At 54.8% G+C, this 13,275-nt stretch carries 21 protein-coding genes; 16 read left to right on the top strand and 5 right to left on the bottom strand.

Translation table 11 applies throughout. The annotated features are described in order from the left end of the window. Positions 1-21 precede the first annotated feature (21 nt). The 3 genes from GIW69_RS16600 to GIW69_RS16590 form a co-directional block, all read right to left on the bottom strand. Positions 22-663, bottom strand: a complete 642-nt coding sequence (locus GIW69_RS16600) for a hypothetical protein (protein ID WP_236483878.1) — start codon at positions 661-663, stop codon at positions 22-24. Further along, positions 660-1,559 (bottom strand): hypothetical protein, encoded by a 900-nt coding sequence (locus GIW69_RS16595; protein WP_236483877.1) that lies wholly within the window; start codon positions 1,557-1,559, stop codon positions 660-662. Before GIW69_RS16595 ends, GIW69_RS16600 begins: the two co-directional genes overlap by 4 nt. A gap of 233 nt (positions 1,560-1,792) precedes the next feature. Then, a complete protein-coding gene (locus tag GIW69_RS16590) occupies positions 1,793-2,209 on the bottom strand; it encodes a helix-turn-helix domain-containing protein (protein ID WP_236483876.1) in 417 nt (138 codons plus the stop codon). A 101-nt stretch (positions 2,210-2,310) separates the two neighbouring features. On the opposite strand from GIW69_RS16590, the gene GIW69_RS16585 reads away from it, so the two are divergent. The 15 genes from GIW69_RS16585 (at position 2,311) to GIW69_RS16515 (ending at position 9,821) form a co-directional block, all read left to right on the top strand. Further along, complete coding sequence (locus GIW69_RS16585) at positions 2,311-2,559, top strand: helix-turn-helix domain-containing protein (RefSeq protein WP_236483884.1); 249 nt, start codon at positions 2,311-2,313, stop codon at positions 2,557-2,559. Between the two features lie 40 nt (positions 2,560-2,599). Next, positions 2,600-3,073: a YmfL family putative regulatory protein gene (locus tag GIW69_RS16580; protein ID WP_236483875.1), complete on the top strand. Its 474-nt coding sequence runs from the start codon at positions 2,600-2,602 to the stop codon at positions 3,071-3,073. Next, positions 3,073-3,366 (top strand): Ogr/Delta-like zinc finger protein, encoded by a 294-nt coding sequence (locus GIW69_RS16575; protein ID WP_236483874.1) that lies wholly within the window; start codon positions 3,073-3,075, stop codon positions 3,364-3,366. The genes GIW69_RS16580 and GIW69_RS16575 overlap by 1 nt, the downstream gene beginning before the upstream one ends. Beyond that, entirely contained in the window at positions 3,363-3,737 is a 375-nt protein-coding gene (locus GIW69_RS16570; protein WP_236483873.1) for a hypothetical protein, read from the top strand. The genes GIW69_RS16575 and GIW69_RS16570 overlap by 4 nt, the downstream gene beginning before the upstream one ends. A 71-nt stretch (positions 3,738-3,808) precedes the next feature. Next, positions 3,809-4,054 carry a hypothetical protein gene (locus GIW69_RS16565; protein WP_236483872.1) on the top strand — a complete coding sequence of 82 codons (246 nt, stop codon included), beginning with the start codon at positions 3,809-3,811 and terminating at the stop codon, positions 4,052-4,054. Positions 4,055-4,065: 11 nt separating this feature from the next. Then, positions 4,066-6,864, top strand: a complete 2,799-nt coding sequence (locus GIW69_RS16560; RefSeq protein WP_236483883.1) for a toprim domain-containing protein — start codon at positions 4,066-4,068, stop codon at positions 6,862-6,864. 60 nt (positions 6,865-6,924) lie between these two features. Next, a complete protein-coding gene (locus GIW69_RS16555) occupies positions 6,925-7,236 on the top strand; it encodes a hypothetical protein (protein WP_236483871.1) in 312 nt (103 codons plus the stop codon). A 58-nt stretch (positions 7,237-7,294) separates the two neighbouring features. Continuing rightward, complete coding sequence (locus GIW69_RS16550) at positions 7,295-7,558, top strand: hypothetical protein (RefSeq protein ID WP_236483870.1); 264 nt, start codon at positions 7,295-7,297, stop codon at positions 7,556-7,558. Between the two features lie 2 nt (positions 7,559-7,560). Further along, positions 7,561-8,163 (top strand): Mu-Gp12 family protein, encoded by a 603-nt coding sequence (locus GIW69_RS16545; RefSeq protein WP_236483869.1) that lies wholly within the window; start codon positions 7,561-7,563, stop codon positions 8,161-8,163. Beyond that, entirely contained in the window at positions 8,156-8,374 is a 219-nt protein-coding gene (locus GIW69_RS16540; protein WP_236483868.1) for a hypothetical protein, read from the top strand. The genes GIW69_RS16545 and GIW69_RS16540 overlap by 8 nt, the downstream gene beginning before the upstream one ends. 62 nt (positions 8,375-8,436) lie before the next feature. Continuing rightward, positions 8,437-8,751, top strand: coding sequence for a hypothetical protein (locus GIW69_RS16535; RefSeq protein WP_236483867.1), 315 nt, complete (start codon positions 8,437-8,439; stop codon positions 8,749-8,751). Beyond that, positions 8,748-8,999: a hypothetical protein gene (locus tag GIW69_RS16530; RefSeq protein ID WP_236483866.1), complete on the top strand. Its 252-nt coding sequence runs from the start codon at positions 8,748-8,750 to the stop codon at positions 8,997-8,999. Before GIW69_RS16535 ends, GIW69_RS16530 begins: the two co-directional genes overlap by 4 nt. An 11-nt stretch (positions 9,000-9,010) precedes the next feature. Further along, positions 9,011-9,250, top strand: a complete 240-nt coding sequence (locus GIW69_RS16525; RefSeq protein WP_236483865.1) for a hypothetical protein — start codon at positions 9,011-9,013, stop codon at positions 9,248-9,250. Next, complete coding sequence (locus tag GIW69_RS16520) at positions 9,247-9,543, top strand: hypothetical protein (protein WP_236483864.1); 297 nt, start codon at positions 9,247-9,249, stop codon at positions 9,541-9,543. The genes GIW69_RS16525 and GIW69_RS16520 overlap by 4 nt, the downstream gene beginning before the upstream one ends. A 2-nt stretch (positions 9,544-9,545) precedes the next feature. Further along, a complete protein-coding gene (locus GIW69_RS16515) occupies positions 9,546-9,821 on the top strand; it encodes a pyocin activator PrtN family protein (RefSeq protein WP_236483863.1) in 276 nt (91 codons plus the stop codon). Here the strand turns inward: GIW69_RS16515 and GIW69_RS16510 are convergent. Beyond that, positions 9,796-10,947 carry a site-specific integrase gene (locus tag GIW69_RS16510; RefSeq protein ID WP_236483882.1) on the bottom strand — a complete coding sequence of 384 codons (1,152 nt, stop codon included), beginning with the start codon at positions 10,945-10,947 and terminating at the stop codon, positions 9,796-9,798. The genes GIW69_RS16515 and GIW69_RS16510 overlap by 26 nt on opposite strands. A 103-nt stretch (positions 10,948-11,050) precedes the next feature. Here GIW69_RS16510 and dusA point away from each other — a divergent pair, with 103 nt between their 5' ends. Beyond that, complete coding sequence (gene dusA, locus GIW69_RS16505) at positions 11,051-12,061, top strand: tRNA dihydrouridine(20/20a) synthase DusA (RefSeq protein WP_236483862.1); 1,011 nt, start codon at positions 11,051-11,053, stop codon at positions 12,059-12,061. A 49-nt stretch (positions 12,062-12,110) separates the two neighbouring features. Here dusA and GIW69_RS16500 read toward each other — a convergent pair whose 3' ends face one another. Further along, positions 12,111-12,947 carry an undecaprenyl-diphosphate phosphatase gene (locus GIW69_RS16500; RefSeq protein WP_236483861.1) on the bottom strand — a complete coding sequence of 279 codons (837 nt, stop codon included), beginning with the start codon at positions 12,945-12,947 and terminating at the stop codon, positions 12,111-12,113. Positions 12,948-13,275 lie beyond the last annotated feature (328 nt).

Below are 13,275 nucleotides of genomic sequence, written 5' to 3'. Positions count from 1 at the left end.
GCTTGACACTTCCTACCAACCTCAGTCAGAACTTGAAATTAATTTATAGACTCGCTTAACAATCATAAGAACAGTCAACAAAAGATTAATTGAAAAAAATATAGATACAGAAATCAGAAGCGCCTTATAGTCAATGGAAACAACCTTACCCAACGCAAATATCGGCGAATACGTATCCTTCAACAGATACGAAACAATTCCCGTAACGATAGAAAATAAAGAAATCAGGATTGCATAAGAAATACTAGACAATAGCTCACTTAAAAGCTGGGCGTGCCTTGCATAATGATCATACAACGCACTCCCTTTAGTCGTGTCCGGAGAGTCACTCATTAAGTCAGCGAGCGATACTGCCTCAAGATTTGGCGCTTTAGTTTGTTGAACATCAATCGCAGCAATTTTTTCCCGAACTCGCTTGTTTTGATCATAAACCAAAACAAGCAAATTCAAGAGAAGGCCTGCAAATATAGACGAAACCGACATCAGCAAATTAATCAAACCAGACTTATCTGAAATCCCTAACCAATAGGACAACCCAGCAAGCAAAAAAGGAGTAATAATGAAAATAAAAAAATCAGACCAGTCAATTTTATTGTCAGCGTCGTAAATAGCAGCACGCAAATGCTTACGAACAATAAAGCCGATCTTGATTTTTTTACTCATTTCGAGACCTTTTCTATAAATTCTTTCATCAAAATATTAGCATAATCATGAAGTCCCTTTTTATCGGGTGCCCCATCTATGATTGCTACATTATCCTCGGTAATTTCTATTGCCGCAATTGGATCACTCATTTTTAACGATACAATTTTTTTACGCCCATTCGACTCAATCACTGCACGCACATCAGTTGAAATCTTACTCAATATTTCAACTGGACTATCGCCACCATTTGCTGACTTTGTTTGAAGAAAAGAAAAAGACCCAAACCCACTTCCGCGCTTTGGCTTAATAACAAACTCAGTACGATCCACGTCAAGCTGATCCGCCAAGTCCCCCGCCAATTTCATATCATAATTCGAGAGCCGGAGTTCCTTAACGCTAGAATTATCAAGCCACTCTTTAACCGTTTTTTCGTGAGACAGCGGAGACATTCGAATATTCAAATCAATTTGGCGCTTGAAATAAGCATTAAACTTTTCAATAAAAAACGATTTTATCCCTCTATTCCCAGCACTATGTAAGAGAGCAACAGCGGTTTTGCCATTAGACGGGACGCAAAAATTGAAATAGAAGAACCTAACGTCTGAATCATCATGCTTCTTATCATAGGTTTTTGTTTTATTTTTCAGACTATAGATAGCCCCCGGAATGCCGTACTCTCCATACTCGACCCAGCCAAAAACATTACGGCCTTTACGAGCCAGCTCAATAACACGAACAGTTTTCTTTGTTTCCTCATCATCGTGAACACTGTGCGTCAGCGACTGTAAAAACGCCTCAATAAAATCAAGCAGATCCTTCGATCTAACATTATCTAAAACATGATATTTTTCCGTAACCTCCCCTGGCAAATACTTGTCATATATTTTGAGCGAATAGGGACGAAAGGAATGCATAAAGCCTCTTTATTTATTAAAAATATCTATTTGATTAGGCAAGGAGTCGCAGCGACGATCAGGAGACGATTTCGGCTTGGCTGTGTAGAAACTGGCTTTCCGGTGAGCATTATTCACATCCTTATGTTATGCGGAAATAACTGCTACCACGCCCCTGCGGATCTCGTGGGTAAGCATCTACAAGAGGATCACAGACATCCCTGACTCTCAGATCCGTTCTTAATGGGTACAGACTATGCTGGCCGTTTGGTATCGGCAAGGGCTTCAGTCAAATCCTTTAGTCGCTGCTCGATGTCCCTTATGCGTTTCTTTTCTTCAGCAGCGCTCTGTATCTCCCGCCTATCGGTCTCTTCCAAGGACCGGAATAGAGCCAAAATCGCGTCTTCCTGAGGACTGGTGGCTGGAGAGTCAGTGGCCGCGCCCGACACACCCCGCAACATTGTTCCTTCCCCGGTGAGCAGCCAATCCAGCGAAACCCCCTCAGCTTCGCTTACGTTTACGCATAACGCATAAGGTATGGATTGCCGACTACGCCAGCTCCCCAACGTCTGTCGATTCACGTCCAGCTTACGTGCCAACTCGCTATCGCTATCAACGGCAAAGACCGTCATCAAGCGTTCAAGCACGGCGTCGAGAGACTTTTTCTGCATTTTGAATAAATACCGCTTGATTTATTTAAATAGAATAAATAGGCTTATGCGCAATGAGTACATCTTAACCAACTAGGAACACATCAACCATGAGCCAAGCCATGGAAAAGCGCCAGATCCAAGCACGGCTGATCGAGCGCGGCAGCAACTTCCGTCAGTTCGCCCTCAGCCACGGCTACGAAGTGCGCACAGTGACGCAAGTGGTTCAGCGTTGGGCCGGGCACAACAAGCTGCCCCGTGGCCGGTTGACGTTCCAGATCCTTCGAGACCTGTCGCGGGTAATCGGCAAGGAAGTACTGCCGGGAATCCTCGCGGAGAGCACCGAACAAATCTCAGCTCAGGCTGTATGAAACGACTGTAGGGGCGATGACTCCAGGGAGAAACCAGAAGATGAAACGCCCAGTTCTAGACAGCAGAAAGAGCGTCGTTATGGCTGTCATCGGCGCCTACCCAGGCGGTCGGGAATACGCCTCGGCAGACCTCGGGATGCCAATCAAGAAGTTCGACAACCAGGCCTACGAGAACGCCGGCAGCCGCCCGCTGACCGACGAACACATCCGCCGCCTGGAGCAGGTCGCCGGCACTACGTTTCTGGCTGATTACATCGCCTCAATGTACGGCGGTATGTTCGTACCGCTGAGCTTCCCGGAGAACCTGGACAACGTCGAGCTGTACAGCCGCTCGCTAAAGGCCTCGGCCAAGCGGGGCAAGGTCGACCAGATCATGTCTGCTGCCCTGGATGACGGGGTTATCGAAAGGCGCGAAGCAGACGCGATTATCGCCGCCTTGATCACCTACATGTCCGCCCGCTACGCCGAAGTGTTCGCGACGATCCAGTTGTATAGCCAGGGAGCAGCTGTCTAGTGAGTACCTACAAACTGGTTTGCCCCCACTGCCACGGCCGCATGCGCATCCGCACCAGCGAAGGCCAACATATTTTCCTGCGTATCACCTACATGCAATGCACCAACGAAGCATGCGGCTGGGCGGTGCGTGCTGAATTTCAAATGACCCACGAGCTGAGCCCCAGCGGCATGCCCAACCCGGCGGTACAGCTGCCAGTTGCAGATGTGGTCATTCGTCGCCAAGCAATGAAAACAGCCAACGATCAACCCGATCTGCTGGATCAACTGGAAATGGAGGCCGCACCTGTATGAACACCATCGCCCTGACTGCCAACCCCACCAGCGACTACCGCGCAGCGATGCAACAGGCCGCAGTTGCCTACCTCTACCGCCACCGTTGCGAGCACTTGGCAGGAGACAGCCAACTGCTCGACAACTGCACGCGGTACCTGACTCTGTCGCTTGAAGTCCCGCAGCACCTGGTGCAGCGCATTGCTGAACTGGCTGTCGCTGAATTTGAAAGCATGACCTGCAACCGTATTGCTTGGCTCGGTATCCACCCCAGTAGCGGCCCATTCCGCCCCGTCATCCTGCTGCTGGACAACTGCACCAAACAGCGACACCCCGTCTCGGCGCGCTTGCTCCCTACGCGTCTGCTGTTGACTCGCAACCTCCCGCACTAACCCAAAACCAACCCCTGATAGATACCCGTACCGCGTGGGTAGGGGAAATTTGCAACTTACTGGTGGCCGAAATGAGCAAAATCACCATAAAACTGGAGCTGGACGAACAGCAGGCGCAGCAATACCTGTTGTGGTTAACCACTCAGTACGAAGTCACGATGGCTGATATTTGGTACTCCGACCGCTACCGGAACGTGCCGAGCGGTCAACGGGCGCCAAAGGTGCTTGAGGACTTGCCCTACCTGGCTGGCATCTGCAAGACGCGCAGCGAGCTGAAAAAACAGCTCGTTGTACCTGGCGCGGAGCACTTGCAGTGATTCGCAAGCCAATGGAGCATGAAATCCGCGCTGATGTTCTTCAGCGCCTGGAATCTGACTACGGCCTTCAGCACATGTCCGGCACGCATTACATGCGCAAAGGAACCTGCCCGCAGTGCAACCAAAAACGCCTGTTTTCCAGACACGATGAACCTTGGTTCATACGCTGTGGCCGCGAGGAAAAATGCCGGTACATGGCTCCGACCAAAGAGCTGTACCCGGATCTTTTTGACGACTGGAGCAAGCGTGCACCGGCGACCCGTGACGAGCCAGCTGCCAGCGCCAGAGCGTACCTGTCTTTCGCTCGGGGTTTCCGTGTCGACCTGATCGAAGGTTGGTACACCCAAGAGAGCTACTTCGATCGAGACCTGAACATCGGTTCCGCAACCGTCCGCTTTCCTCTGGAACATGGCGGCTACTGGGAGCGATTGATTGATCAGCCTTCCCGCTTCGGCAAGAAGAAAGCCAGGTTCCAGCCCCTCAAGAGCTACCGGGGGCATTGGTGGTGCCCACCGTGCCTGGACCTGTTGGAGGTGAACGAACTGTGGATCGTTGAAGGGATCTTCGACGCCATTGCGCTCATTCAAAACGGAATCTCAGCCGTTGCAGCCCTATCGTCAAACGCCTTCCCAGAAGAATCACTGAAGGCGCTGATAACCGCTCGCGGCGGTAAAACGCCCAAGTTGGTCTGGGCTTTGGACAACGAGCCAGGCGCTCACAAGTACACCCGGACCTGGGTTAAACGCGCCCGTGAACTCGGCTTCACCTGCGACGCCGCCCAGGTCTCGCAGCCGGATGCACGCAAGGTCGACTGGAACGATCTGCATCAACGCTGGGCATTCATCGACGATGAAAAAACCCGTGCCGATCGAATCGAAAAAGACCTGAAGGAAGCGCGTCACCAGGGCGCCCTGCTTATCGCAGACAGTGCCAGCGATAAGGCGTTGCTCATGTACCAGTGGCGCGAGCGCGAGGAGTTTCACTTCTGTTTCGACCCCCGCCTGTACTGGTGGAAATTGGACCTTGCGAAATACAACAGCGCCAAGCAGGCGCTGGAGAAAAGCGACGACCAAGAAGCCCAGGTGCTGAACGAAAAGCAGCTGCGGGAGAAGGCACTGAATGTGGCCGGCTGCGTCGTCGAAATCGCCAACTGCTACCCCAAAGCCCTCTATTTCCAGCGCAACGAGATTACCGACGAGTCCTGGTACTTCTTCCGCGTCGACTTCCCCCACGACGGTGGGTCAGTGAAAAACACCTTCACCGGTGGTCAGGTCGCCGCCGCCAGCGAATTCAAAAAACGACTTCTCGGCATGGGCGCCGGGGCCGTGTTCACCGGGAGTGGGCAACAGTTGGACAAACTCATGAAAGACCAGCTTTTCGGCATCAAGACCGTACAGACCATCGACTACGTGGGCTACAGCAAGGAATACCACTGCTACGTGTTCAACGACGTCGCCGTCCGCGAAGGCCAGGTCATCCATATCAACGAAGAGGAGTTTTTTGAGATGGGCAAGCTGAAGCTCAAGACCCTGCAAAAGGGTGTGAAGATCGATCTGGAGAAGGACGGTAAAAACTACGACCAACAGTGGCTGGGACTTCTGTGGCAGTGCTTTGGCGCCCAGGGAATCGTCGCGCTGACATTCTGGTTTGGCTCACTGTTCGCTGAGCAAATCCGTGGCCGGTACCAATCCTTTCCGTTCCTCGAAGCAACAGGCGAAGCCGGCGCGGGCAAGACGACCTTGCTCACTCTGCTCTGGAAGCTGGCTGGGCGGGACGGTTACGAAGGGTTCGACCCATCCAAATCCACCAAGGCCGGCCGCAGCCGTCTGATGGGCCAAGTATCTGGCATGCCCATTGTGCTGCTGGAGTCGGACCGCAGCGGCGATGACAAGGCCCACGCCAAGACCTTCGAATGGGACGAACTCAAGGACTACTACGGCGGCGGCACACTCGCGACCAAGGGCGTCAAAACCGCCGGCAACGAGACCTACGAACCACCGTTTCGCGGCACGATAGCCATCAGCCAGAACGCCCCAGTAGTGGCGTCTGAAGCGATCATGACCCGGATTGTGAAACTGCACTTTGTGCGCCCGAACGTTACGCCAGAGAGCCGAGCGGCGGCAGATCGGCTCAATGCCCTGGAAGGATCGACCCTCAGCAACTTTGTGCTGCAGGCGGTTCGCAAAGAGTTGGAAGTGATGGAGCTGTTCGCCCAGCGCATCCCTGGTTACGAGGCAAAATTGCGCAACCTGCATTCGCATTGCTTTGCCTGCGAGACACCGTTTCAGGACGAGCAAAGCGATTGTCAGCACTGCGGCAACAAGCTGCGCGGATACATCCGGGTGGAGCGGATCAACAAGAACCACGCCCAGCTGCTCGCCCTGCTCGATTGCCTGTGCATGGTGGTGCCGCTCACCGAGCCGCAGATCAGCCACACCCGCACGCAGATCATCCGTATGGCTATCGAGCGCCAATCCTCAATCAGCTCCGACCATCCGGTGGTGGCTGAATTCTGGGAAGTGTATGAGTACCTCGAAGGCCTCGACGCTGACGGCCCTGTGGTCAACCACAGCAAGAAAGACAACATCATCGCCATCAACCTCAACGACTTTGTGAAGTGCGCGGCCGAGCATCGCCAGAAGATTGCCGACGTCAGCGAGCTGCGCGAGCGCCTGAAAGACTCCCGCTCACGGAAGTTGATCGACACCAACAAAGCGACAGATAGCGCAGTACGGGCTCACCAGGCCAAGAACAGCAACGCCGTCATCACCAAGCAACCGATCGTGAAGTGCTGGCACTTCAACGCCTGACGAAATCGACAACCAACCCCGTCAGGCGCTGCAACGCCTGCCACCCAGAGGAGAAGCACCATGCATGTACAGGTCATCACCGGCGACGGCCAACAAGGCGAAACCAACCGCCTCCGGCACCTCAAAGAGCTGAAGGACTGGTTTAACGAGTCCGGGAAAATCGTTCACGCCGAAGCCTACGACCCTGCTGGCCTGGTCGCGATTCTGGAAGTTCGTGCGGTAAGCGACAAAGAGATTCTGGTGCTGGAGTGCAGCCGGGATCAGATCCAGGCAGTCCTGGAATGGCAGTCAGCAACCGATGAGGTTGTTGAGTTCGAAAACCTGGTGTTGCACCTGGTGCGCAAGCAAAACCCAACCGGCGAAAGCCAATAAGAAGGTGGTGCCGAGGGGCTGCAACCCCTCGGCACCGACCACCCAAAGGAGAAGCACCATGCAAGTGAATCAACCCAAAGGCGGCACCGCAGAGGCTACCACAACCCCCCTGGCTGTCGGCGACAAGGTCAGCTACGTGGCAATGAGCGGCGGTGGTCGGGAATACCGTCTCAGCGCCCGCACCGGCGTGATCGTGGGAATCGACGGCAAGGTTGCCACCCTGCGCGCCGCGAACGGTCGCACCATCACCCAGCCACTCGAAAAGCTGACACCAGACGGCCAGCCCAATGCGCTGACACGCATGCTCATGGGAGGGCAGTGATCATGGCCGATTTTTTCTATAAGTCCTGCGAGCCTGCAACCGTCGCTATTGTTCGGAGCTTTTACGTCCAGAAAGACGCTTTCAACGCTCTGCTAACAGCGCTCGGTATGCACTTCGGCGGTAAGGTCGCACCAATGCGGGATCTCACCTCCCACTTCGCGGGTGGCGTGAAACTCGCCGGCGGTAGTGAACTGGATGCGCACTGGTGTCGCGCTGACGACCACGGTTTCCGCTCATTGCGCAGCGCTGCCAAGCTTGCCAAAGGCTTATCCAAGGAAGATCGCGCTGCAATCCGTACTGAGCACGAGCGCCTTGTTGCTTTGTGGGCAGAGCATTGCCCTGAGCGCCTCAGCTCCCATGAATACTGGAAGCGGCTGGGCGTAAACACGGGCAACTTGCTCATGAGCGGCGGGGTCAAGTTTGAACTCGACGGCACCGCCTACTTTCACATGGGCTTTCAAATCATTGAAGCAGAACACCTGGCCAACGTGGCGACTGGGAAGCCTTCCTGCGGATGGATTGCCGGAGCAGTGGAGATTCTGGCGAGCGAATACGAGGCTGCACGCCTCGCCAAACTGAAAGCCATCGAGGTGGCCAATGCCTAAGCACACCAACCCTGAGCGCGAGCGGCCGACGATGGCAAGCCACCGCCTCGACCTGCCAAGCCGTTGCGACATCTGCGGCAAAGCGCGCTCAACCCGAAAGCACCAGGCCTGTAGTCGTATCCGCCAGCAGCACAAATCAGCGGAGTGGGCTTCGTTCATGGCCGAGCGTGAAGCGGCCAAGCAGAACAAACCGCGTCGATACGCACACTGATACTCAGCACAGGCGGGACACGGGGAGCTGCAACTCCCTCACCGCCGCAAAGGAGAAGCACCATGCACTCAGAAAATACGAGCGCCGCTCAGGTAATCCACCCTTTTAAGCCATCGACACCAATATTGGCATTTCTGGAGCTGACGCCTGAGCTGCGTTACATCCTGGGCCTTCCTCACTCCAAACTGGTCAATACAGCCCAGCTACTGAGGCGGCTGGGGTATCGCATCGGAGAGCGGAATGAAGATGAACAAGCTGCAGTCATCCACTGGATGCTCGAGCACTACCTTCGTCGCGGTGAACATTGGAAGGTATTTGCTTACCTCGAACTCGACGCCGACAGCGCCTTTCCGGGATTTCCAGGAGACGAGTCATGACCGTCATCCTGCTGCTTTACCTGTGCGCGGATGCAACCCGAACGAATTGCCAGGTGGTCAAAGCTGATAGCTGGAATGGCCCTTACGCCTACGAGCAGTGCGCCGATGTCGTGCCAGGACTTACCGAGGCCCTGACTGCGCCGAACCGGGAGCGACATCGGTTCGTTTGTGAAATCCAGGGCGATATGGCGAAACCCGCAGAGCATAAGTCTCAGCCGGTGTTCATTCATAAGTCGTTTCGGATGTAGATGGAGATCTTATGAGCGAAGTAATGCGATGGAAATTGAAAGGCTTTATTCCAGGCGTGGAGGGCATTTCGAAGGCGCTGTTCCAGCCTTGGGTTGTTCCAGCTGAAGATTTCGACCGCCTCTCCGACGAGCGTGACGCACTGCAACAGCAATTGACCGAAGCGAATCAACGGATTGGCGATCTATTGGCAAAAATTGCAGTTGTGCAGCTAGGCCCATGCAAAATGATCACCGGAGACGAGCTGCCATGACCCACAAATGCTACCGACGCGACCCGTACGTGCGCGTCATCACAGACTTAGTGAGCGATGAGCAAATGCAATCCAGCTTCCAAGATACCAACTTCGGTCACACTGACTTCCGTGGGCTTCTGGCCCAGGGATGCCTAAAGGCTTTAGCCGGCTGGCACCAGGGGCACACGCTGACAACGATCCTCGACGAGTTGCGCCTGATCAGCTGGAACAAACAGACCAGCAAGATCAAGGTGACCGCCAAAGGTCGCCACTACATTTGGCTCGCCTTTAAAGGCCGTCCGGGAGTTTAGCCATGAATACAGCCTTCATTCTTATGGCCCAATACGACGGCCAGGCGATTATCTCGCTGGAGCTGGTGTGCCGTGACTACTTCACGCACCTGACGCCGGAGATGTTCCAGCGCAAGGTGATGAGCGGTCAGATTAAGCTGCCTATCACCCGCCTGGAGGGTAGCCAGAAGTCGGCCAAGGGCATTCACCTCTCCGACTTCGCTGCCTACCTCGATTTGCAGCGCGCCGCCGCCGTGAAGGAACACAACCAGCTCAACGGGATAAAACGCGCCGTTTGAGCCACTTCTCTGATGCGGCGCCCAGTTGCACGGGCGCCCTCAGTATCTTTTCGTGCCATTCCCAACCCACATAGCGGTCACCCTTCCCACGCAGGTGGGTGTATCGCCTCATTGAATTCCAGTCCCGGTGGCCGGAAACACTCGCCACACGCGGGATATCCCAATCCATTTCAAATAGGCGGCTGACACCTTCATGGCGAAGGTCGTGGAAGTGCAGGTCAGCGATGGTCAAAAACTTGCAAGCTTTGGCCCAGGATGTAGAGATGGATTCAGGGCTGTAGGGGAAGATATCTTCGCCGACCTTCGGCATGGTCTGGAGGATCTGCCACGCATCGTCCGGCAGGTAGCACCACACGTCATTGCCGATTTTCTGGCCGGGGTTTTTCATGTCGCGCACCAGCACCCGCTGGCCTGGCTCATCGACGTCGGACCAGCGGATACGGGTAATTTCATCCAGCCTGCGCGTTGAGAACAGGGCAAAGCCCACCACCTTAAGCATATTGATAACGGTTGGGCGTCGCGCCTGCATGGCCTGGTAGTGCGTCAGCACCTTTGCCAGCTCGTCCAAGGTCGGCCGGCGGTCACGCTCCCGGCTTTTGAGGTTGTAGCCCAACTTGCGCAGCACCCGGCGGGCGCCGCCCATTGCGAGCGGATCGACCAGGTAGCCCCAAGCATCTTTGGCGATGGCCAGGACGGCGCCGAGGTGCGCCAGGTCGTTGCCGGCGGTTTGCGGCTGAACACCGCCGCCTTCGCGGCTCATCCGCCACAGGGCGAAGTCAACCAAGCACTGGGTATTGATGTCCGTATCACTTAATTTGCCCAAGTATGTCCTGCCGATCGCTTCGAGTGTGGCGCGCTTGGTCTTCCCCAACGGCCGGGCTTTCTCAACTTCTACCAAGTATCGATCGGTCATCTCTTTGACCGTTGCGCCCTTTCGGTTCGCGCGCTCGATCGCGCCAGGCTCATCAAGCTCCGACTCACGCTTGCGCGCCCAGGCTTGGGCAGCCTGTTTTCGGGCGAAGCTTTTAGCCTCTTGGTAGACTTGCACCCCATCACGCTTGATCCGGATCTGCGCCGTGTACATCGCGGTCCCGTCGGTGAGTTTTCTTGTACGGATAGTGGCCATATCGAAAGTGGTAAACTTCAATTTTGAAGTGGTAAATCTTACCACCGATATCCAAAACCCGCCCGGAAACGCCCATAAACACGTTGAAGACACGTTGAATAAAATGCTAGATAAACAGAGCTTTAGCCCAGCAGAATCAAGCCCCGCACTGTCTCGGCGCTTTAGCGTTGCCCCCATGATGGATTGGACCGACCGTCACTGCCGTTTCTTCCTGCGCCTCCTATCCAAGAACGCCCTGCTCTACACCGAAATGGTCACCACTGGCGCGTTGCTCAATGGCGATCACGAGCGTTTCCTGCGTCACAACGAAGCTGAGCATCCGTTGGCGTTGCAACTCGGCGGCAGCGTCCCGCTCGATCTGGCCGCCTGCTCGCGAATGGCTCAAGAGCATGGTTACGACGAGGTGAACCTGAACGTCGGCTGCCCGAGCGATCGCGTGCAGAACAACATGATCGGTGCGTGCCTGATGGGCCATCCGCAATTGGTGGCCGATTGTGTGAAGGCGATGCGTGATGCGGTGTCGATTCCGGTGACGGTTAAACACCGGATCGGCATCAATGGGCGGGACAGTTACGAAGAGTTGTGTGATTTCGTCGGCACGGTGCGGGATGCCGGGTGTACGAGTTTTACCGTGCATGCGCGGATTGCGATTCTGGAGGGGTTGTCGCCGAAGGAGAACCGTGACATTCCGCCCCTGCGTTATGACGTGGCGGCGCGGTTGAAAGCGGATTTTCCAGAGCTGGAGTTCATCCTCAACGGCGGGATCAAAACGATGGAGGCTTGTCATGAGCATTTGCAGACGTTTGACGGTGTGATGCTCGGCCGCGAGGCCTATCACAATCCGTATGTGCTGGCAGAGGTGGATCAGCAATTATTCGGCAGTTCGGCGCCGGTGATCAGCCGGGCCGAAGCGCTGGCGCAGTTGCGTCCTTATATTGCCGAGCATCTGCTGGCTGGTGGTGCGATGCATCACATCACGCGTCATGTGCTGGGCCTGGGCACCGGGTTTCCGGGCGCGCGGAAATTTCGTCAGCTGTTGTCGGTTGATATTCACAAGGCCAAGGATCCGCTGGCGCTGCTGGATCAAGCCGCCGCGTTGCTTGAAGGTCGCTGATTCCCGCCCCCCCACACAGCCGGGCGATTTGAAATCGCCCGGCTTGTTGTCACCCCGCCGCCGCCGCTGCCGTCCAGTTCACCCAGCCGAACAGCCACGTCGCCAGAATCAGCAAGCCAAACACGATCCGATACCAGGCGAACGCCGCATAACTGTGGTTGGCAATAAATTTCAGCAGGCCGCGCACGGCGATCATGGCGAAGATGAACGCGACCACAAAACCCAAGGCGAATACCGGTAAATCGCCGCTCTGGAACAAATCCCGATATTTGTAACCCGAATATACGGCCGCTCCGACCATGGTAGGCATGGCCAGAAAAAACGAGTATTCAGTCGCCGTCTTGCGCGACAAGCCGAACAACAAACCGCCAATGATGGTCGATCCGGAACGCGAGGTGCCCGGAATCATCGCCAGACATTGCGCAAAACCTACCTTCAACGCATCTGGCCAGCGCATATCGTCAACATGCTCGATGCGCACCACATGATCCCGCCGTTCCGCCCATAACATGACGATACCGCCCACCACCAACGCGACGGCCACGGTGACCGGATTGAACAGGTAGTGATGAATGGCGTCAGCGAACAGCACACCCAGCACAACGGCGGGCAGAAACCCTATCAGCAAGTTGAAAGTGAAACGTTGGGCATTGCGCTCGGTGGGCAAGCCTTTCACGACATCGACGATCTTTGGCCGAAACTCCCAAACCACGGCAAGTATCGCGCCCAATTGAATAATGATATTGAACGCCATGGCGCGCTCGCCGCCAAATTGCAGCAAGTCGGCTACGATAATCTGGTGGCCGGTACTTGAGATGGGCAAAAACTCGGTCAGGCCTTCTACCGCACCTAAAATCAACACTTGGCAAAGCGTCCAGAAATCCATTAATCCTCCGTCAGAACGCTCTGGGCGAGCGACCGTTTGATTTAAATAAACCAGTTAAAAGATCGCAGCCTTCGGCAGCTTCTACATATTCATATTCATCTATGCAGGAGCTGCCGAAGGCTGCGATCTTTTGACTTGCAGAATATGGCTTATCAAAAAGACGGACTCAAGACCTGTTAACAAATGTCCGCTGATGCCACTTTGTAACTAGTATGAATGGTAAATATCCAGCCCATCCAATAAAGTGTGACCAACCTCACACAACAAACAATGGCAAAACAGTGGCAATAAGACATTAATCAATCATGGCCATTGATTCAAAATAATG

This window comes from Pseudomonas syringae (assembly GCF_021605415.1).
Taxonomy (GTDB): Bacteria; Pseudomonadota; Gammaproteobacteria; order Pseudomonadales; family Pseudomonadaceae; genus Aquipseudomonas; species Aquipseudomonas syringae_S.
This window is presented reverse-complemented; position numbering and strand designations above follow the sequence as displayed.